At 73.8% G+C, this 6326-nt stretch carries 6 protein-coding genes; 1 reads left to right on the top strand and 5 read right to left on the bottom strand.

The annotated features are described in order from the left end of the window. The 5 genes from HUW36_RS22985 to HUW36_RS22965 form a co-directional block, all read right to left on the bottom strand. A partial coding sequence (locus HUW36_RS22985) for an FtsX-like permease family protein (RefSeq protein WP_174530075.1) occupies positions 1-999 on the bottom strand: 999 nt, incomplete at its 3' end. Positions 1000-1004: 5 nt separating this feature from the next. Then, positions 1005-1772 (bottom strand): ABC transporter ATP-binding protein, encoded by a 768-nt coding sequence (locus HUW36_RS22980; protein WP_174530074.1) that lies wholly within the window; start codon positions 1770-1772, stop codon positions 1005-1007. 145 nt (positions 1773-1917) lie between these two features. Then, positions 1918-2583 carry a response regulator gene (locus tag HUW36_RS22975; RefSeq protein WP_174530073.1) on the bottom strand — a complete coding sequence of 222 codons (666 nt, stop codon included), beginning with the start codon at positions 2581-2583 and terminating at the stop codon, positions 1918-1920. Beyond that, positions 2580-3803 carry a sensor histidine kinase gene (locus tag HUW36_RS22970; protein ID WP_174530072.1) on the bottom strand — a complete coding sequence of 408 codons (1224 nt, stop codon included), beginning with the start codon at positions 3801-3803 and terminating at the stop codon, positions 2580-2582. Before HUW36_RS22970 ends, HUW36_RS22975 begins: the two co-directional genes overlap by 4 nt. Before the next feature lie 139 nt (positions 3804-3942). Next, entirely contained in the window at positions 3943-4638 is a 696-nt protein-coding gene (locus tag HUW36_RS22965; protein ID WP_174530071.1) for a DUF305 domain-containing protein, read from the bottom strand. A gap of 148 nt (positions 4639-4786) precedes the next feature. Here HUW36_RS22965 and HUW36_RS22960 point away from each other — a divergent pair, with 148 nt between their 5' ends. Next, positions 4787-6220 (top strand): LVIVD repeat-containing protein, encoded by a 1434-nt coding sequence (locus HUW36_RS22960; protein WP_425487258.1) that lies wholly within the window; start codon positions 4787-4789, stop codon positions 6218-6220. Positions 6221-6326 lie beyond the last annotated feature (106 nt).

Genomic DNA, 6326 nt, shown 5'->3' with positions numbered 1-6326 from the left:
CGCCCCCAGCAGCGCGCCGAGGCCGGCGGCCAGTCCCGTGCCGACCAGCACCCCGACCGCCGAGGCGGCCAGCCCGGTCAGCGCCGCCTCGACAAGCGTCGCCCGGTAGACCTGCCCCCGGGTCGCCCCGACCAGGCGCAGCAACGCCGTGCGCCGGGTACGCTGGGCGAGCACGATCGCGAACGTGTTGGCGATGACGAAGCCGGCCACCACCACCGCCACCGCCGCGAACGTACCCAGCAGCAGCTCGAACTGCCGCAGGTCGCGGACGGCGTCGGCGACCGCCGCGTCGAGCACGGCCGCGCGGTCGCGGACCGTGACGTCCGGGCCCACCGCCGCGCGGACCCGGTCGACGAGCGCCCAGACGTCCGTCCCGGGACGCGCGGCCACCATGATCCGCCCGTAGCCGCGCTCACCCCCGACCGCGAGGGCGTCGGCGCCCACCAGGCCGATGAACGGCCCGCCGACGTCGCGCGACGTCCCGGCCACGTCGACGGCACCGACCAGGGTGTACGCCCGGGCCGCCCCACCGGCCCCACCGACCGACACCGGCCCGCCGAGGGTGAAGCGCTGCTCGGCGACGGTCTCCTCGTCCAGGACCAGCTCGCCCGCGCGCTGCGGCAGCCGGCCGGCGACCACGTCGTAGGACTGCAGGGCCGGTTCGGTGGGGATCGCGGCGAGCACGGCGTAGCCGAGCACGGGCCGGCCGTCGGCGCCGAGCACCCCGGCGCTGCCGGTCAGCTCCCCCGCCGCGGCGGCCACCCCGTCCACCGCACGGACCCGGTCGACCAGGGCCGGCGACAGCGGTACCCGGCCGGCATAGGCGGCCAGGTCGGTGTGCCTGTCGAAGGTGCCGGCGCGGGCGTAGGCCCCGGCCCGCATGTCGTCGGTGACCATCAGGGTGCCGGCGACGAAGGCGACGCCGAGCACGATCGCCAGCGAGGAGAGCAGCAGCCGCAGGCCGTCGGCCCGGACCTGGCGCAGGGTCAGACGCAGCATCCCGGTCACCGCCCCGCCGGCGTCGCGGCCGGCTCGAGGCGGCTCAGCGCGTCGCGTACCCGGGCGGTGGTCGGGGCGTGCAGCTCGTCGACGAGCCGGCCGTCGGCCAGGAAGACCACCCGGTCGGCGTACGCGGCGGCGGCCGGATCGTGGGTGACCATGACGACGGTCTGCCCGAGGGTGTCCACGGCCTCCCGCAGCAGGCGCAGCACCTCCGCCCCGGAACGGGAGTCCAGGTTGCCGGTCGGCTCGTCGGCGAAGACGACCCACGGCCGGGTGACCAGCGCGCGGGCCACCGCGACGCGCTGCTGCTGGCCACCGCTGAGTTCGGCCGGCCGGTGACCGAGCCGGTCGGTCAGGCCGACGGCGGCCACCACCTGTCGCAGCCAGGCCGGATCGGGCCGCCGCCCGGCGATGGCCAGCGGGAGCACGACGTTCTCCTGCGCGGTCAGCGTGGGCAGCAGGTTGAACTTCTGGAAGACGAAGCCGATCCGGTCCCGGCGCAGCCGGGTCAACCGGCGGTCGTCGAGCCGGGCCAGGTCGACCCCGCCGATTTCGACGGTGCCGCCCGACGGCCGGTCCAGGCCGGCGAGGCAGTGCAGCAGGGTGGACTTGCCGGACCCGGAGGGACCCATCACGGCGGTGAACCGGGCGGCGGCGACGTCGAGGTCGACGCCGTCGAGGGCGACGACCCGGTGCTGTCCCACGCCGTACTCCATGCGCAGGTCACGGGCGGCGACGGCGACGCCGGTGGTCGGGGTTGCGGACGACATGGTGCTCCCGTCGGAGGCGGTCTGGTGACCCTTCCGACGCTATGGCCGGCGCCCGGGAGGTGATCTCCACCTGCGCGCTCGACCTCGGTACTCCCCCGGTCGCCCCCGACCGGCCGGACCCGTACGACCCGAGGCGTACGCCGGGTCAGCCGCCGGGCGTGACCAGCCCGCTCTCGTACGCCAGCACCACGGCCTGGACCCGGTCACGGAGCTGGAGTTTGGCCAGGATCCGGCCCACGTGGGTCTTCACCGTCGCCTCCGCGACGTGCACCCGCCCGGCGATCTCCGCATTGGACAGCCCTTGCGCGACGAGCAACAGCACCTCCCGCTCCCGCTCGGTCAGCTGGGCCAGGCGCGGGTCCTCCACCGGCGCGGGGCCGAGCTGCCCGGCGAAGCGGTCGAGCAGGCGCCGGGTGATCGACGGGGCCACCACCGAGTCGCCCTCGGCGACCACCCGGATCGCGGCGAGCAGTTCCTCCGGCGGCACGTTCTTGAGCAGGAAGCCACTCGCCCCGGCGCGCAGCGCGGCGAAGGCGTCGGCCTCGGTGTCGAAGGTGGTGAGCACCAGCACCCGGGGACGCCCAGCGGTGGAGCGGGCGCAGATCCGCCGGGTCGCCTCCACCCCGTCCATGGTGGGCATCCGCAGGTCCATCACCACCACGTCGACCTCGACCCGGTCCAGCACCCGCAGCGCGTCCGCGCCGTCGATCGCCTCGCCGACCACGGCCAGGTCGGGTTGGGAGTCGAGCACCATCCGGAATCCGGCGCGCACCAGCGCCTGGTCGTCGACGATCATCACCCGCACGGTCACGCCGCCGCGCTCCCTTCCTCGGTTCCGGCCGGCGCGGGCAGCGGCAGTCGTACCTCCACCCGCCAGCCGCCGGCCAGCGTCGGTCCGGCGGCGAGGCTGCCGTCGTACACCCCGACACGTTCCCGCATGCCGACCAGGCCGTGCCCGCCGGACGGCGCCGGCCGCACCACCGGACGGCCGCGCCCGTCGTCGACGGCCCGGACCACGACGGCGTCGGCGTCCCAGTCGAGCGTCAGCTCGACCGACGCCCCCACGCCGGCGTGCTTGAGCGCGTTGGTCAGGCTCTCCTGCACCACCCGGTAGACGGTCAGTTCCAGGCCGGGCGGCAGCGCCACCGGGGTGCCGGCGCCGGTGCAGGCGATCCGCAGCCCGGCGGCGCGGAACCGGTCGAGCAGCGCGGGCAGCTCCACCAGCGCGGGACGCCGGTGCGCCGGCTCGGCAGCCGGTTCACCGGTCACCGGGACCGGCTCCGGGCGGCTCGGCTCGCGCAGCACCCCGACCAGCCGCCGCATCTCCTCCAGCGCCTGCCGGCCGGTGTCCGCCACCACCTTCGCCGCCTCCCGCGCGGTCGCCGGATCCCGGTCCAGGGTGAACCGCACGCCGTCCGCCTGCACGATCATGACCGCCATGCTGTGCGCCACCACGTCGTGCAGCTCCCGGGCGATGCGGGTGCGCTCCTCGGCCACCGCCGCCCGGGACTCCGCCTCCCGCTCCCGTTCCAGCGTCGCGGCCCGCTCCTCCAGGCTGAGCACGTAGAGCCGGCGGGTCCGCACGTTCAGCCCGACCAGCCAGACCGCACCGGTGACCAGGCCGTAGTAGAGCGCCCCCGCCCACCAGGGCGACGGCCCGGGCCAGGAGAGCGCGGAGAGCAGCACGCCGATCGCGGCGCCGACCCCGGCCAGGACGCCGTCGCGCGCCCGGGCGGCGTACTTGACCACGCTATAGAGGGCGATCAGCACGCCGATGTCGTAGCCCAGCGGGCCCCAGCCGACGATCACCTGGATCAGCGCCAGAGCGGCCACCGCGAGGGCGACCAGCGACGGGTGGGTCCGCCGGAAGAACAGCGCCACCGCCATCGCCACGCCGACCGCGAACGCCGGCAGCCCGCCCTGCTCGGCCAGCAGGCCCAGCACGGCGAAGAGGACGACCAGCCCGGAGACGGCGGCGTCGAAGGCGACACCGCGCAGCGGGCGGCCGAGGATCAGGCGGTCCACGGTCACCCAGCGTACGGGGTGGCGGCCCCGTCGATGCCCACCGCGTCAGCCGCCGGATTGCTGTCGATCATGAAGTTGACTGCCGGGACCGTCCGATTCGTCACCGTCAACTTCATGATCGGCGGGTCAGGTCGGGTGGGGTGGGTCAGGAGGGGAGGAGGGCGCGCATGCGGGTGATCTCGGCGGACTGCTCGACCGCGACGGCGTTGGCGAACTCCTGCATGGCCTGGTCGGCGCCCACCTTGAGCAGGTCGGTGGACATCACCACCGCGCCCTGGTGATGGTCGGTCATCATCCGCACGAACAGCGCGTCGAACGCCGCTCCCCGGGCGTCCGCGAGCTGCCGCATCGCGTCGGCGGACTGCATCCCGCGCATGGTGGCGTGGTCGTGGCCGGCCACCTCGGCCGGCAGCTCACGGGCGCTCAACCAGGCGCGCAGCACCCCGACCTCCGGTCCCTGGGCGGCCCGGATCCGGTCGGCGACGGCCCGGATCCGGGGATCGGCGGCCCGGTCGGGGGCCAGCTTCGCCATCTCCAGCGCCTGCTCGTGGTGCGGGATCATCATCCGCACGTACCAGACGTCGAGGCCGTTCCACCGCGGCGGCGCGGCGTCGCGGACCTCTGCGGCGGGACGGGTGGCCGCCGGCTCGCCGGGGCGGCCGGGGACCAGCACGGGCGGGGCCGAGACGGTGTCCGTCGGGCTCGGGACGGCGCCGGCCGGGCTCGGTCGGGCCGCCGCCGGGCGGGTGTCGCCGCGTCCGGTCAGCGCCAGTCCGCCGATCACCAGGAGCGCTGCCAGCACTGTGACGGCATACCACACGCGTGCCTGCCGACCGGTCATACGGCCCTCCCTCCGGTCGAGGTGACAGCGATCCTATCCATAGACGAAAGTTCCCGGATGTGACCGGGATCACATTGATAGCCGTCACGAATCGGTAAGGTGTGGCGAATCATCATCCCCCTTTCGAAGGGTGTTGCCGGTGATCAGCATCCGCACGTCCCGTACCCGTTTCGTCGGTCTCGCCGCCGCCGGCCTGCTGCTCGCCGGCGTGGTCGCCGCGCCGCCGAGCAGCGCGCAGGAGGTCCCCCAGGCGGCTCCGGCCACCGTGGACGCCGTCCCGGGGGTCGACGAGATCTCCAGCAGCCCCAACCTGCGACAGGTGGCGAACCTGCCGAAGCAGGCCCCCTTCGACACCACGGCCGCCCTCGGCACCGACATCGCCTTCCAGGGCCGGTACGCGTTCGTCGGCAACTACGACGGCTTCGTCATCTACGACGTCTCCCGGCCGAGCCGGCCGAGCATCGTCTCGCAGGTGCTCTGCCCCGGCTCGCAGAACGACGTCTCGGTCCACGGGAACCTGCTCTTCCTGTCGACCGACTCCTCCCGCAACGACGACTCCTGTGCCAGCACCACCCAGCCGGCGTCGGTGAAGGAGTCCTGGGAGGGCATCAAGATCTTCGACATCCGCGACAAGCGCAACCCGCGCTACATCAAGTCGGTGGAGACGGCCTGCGGCTCGCACACCCACACCCTGGTGCCGGGCAAGGACAGGCGCAACGTCTACCTGTACGTCTCGTCGTACAGCCCGCGGGCCGAGTTCCCGGACTGCCAGCCGCCGCACGACTCCATCTCCATCGTCAAGGTGCCGGTGAAGAACCCCACCACCGCCTCCGTGGTCGCCACGCCGAACCTGTTCCCGGACGGCGGCTACCCGGGCGTCCCGGGTCAGTCGTCGGCCACCACCGGCTGCCACGACATCACCGCGTACCCGTCGAAGGACCTGGCCGCGGGCGCCTGCATGGGTGACGGCATCCTGCTGGACATCAAGAACCGTGAGGCGCCCCGGGTGATCGAGCGGGTCACCGACGCGGAGAACTTCGCGTTCTGGCACTCGGCCACGTTCAACAACGCCGGCACCAAGGTCGTCTTCACCGACGAGCTGGGCGGTGGCGGCGCGGCGACCTGCAACGAGGTGGTCGGGCCGAACCGCGGCGCGGACGCCATCTACGACATCACCGGCCGCGGCGACGCCCGCAAGCTGGAGTTCCGCAGCTACTACAAGATCCCGCGGGTCAACGCGGACACCGAGAACTGCGTGGCGCACAACGGCTCGCTGATCCCGGTGCCCGGCCGCGACATCATGGTCCAGGCCTGGTACCAGGGCGGCATCTCGGTGTGGGACTTCACCGACTCGCGCAAGCCCAAGGAGATCGCCTACTGGGAGCGCGGGCCGCTGGACGCCACGCAGCTGCGCACCGGCGGGTCCTGGTCGGCCTACTGGTACAACGGCCACATCTACTCCAGCGACATCCAGAAGGGACTGGACGTGCTGGAACTGCGTGACCCGCGCACCTGGTTGGCCCAGTTCCTCCTGGTGCCCGAGCTGAACGTACAGACCCAGGCGGGCTACCTCAGCTGGTGATCCGACGACCGTAGCCGGGCCCGGTGTCCCCTGGGGGCGCCGGGCCCGTCGCCGTCCGGCCGCCGTGCGGTCCGGCTCCGACGGCGGCCGAGGAGCGGACGCGGCG

This window comes from Micromonospora maritima (assembly GCF_902825405.1).
In the GTDB taxonomy this organism is placed as follows: domain Bacteria; phylum Actinomycetota; class Actinomycetes; order Mycobacteriales; family Micromonosporaceae; genus Micromonospora; species Micromonospora maritima.
The sequence above is the reverse complement of the archived record's forward strand: the minus strand, read 5'-3'. Positions and strand labels throughout refer to the sequence as shown.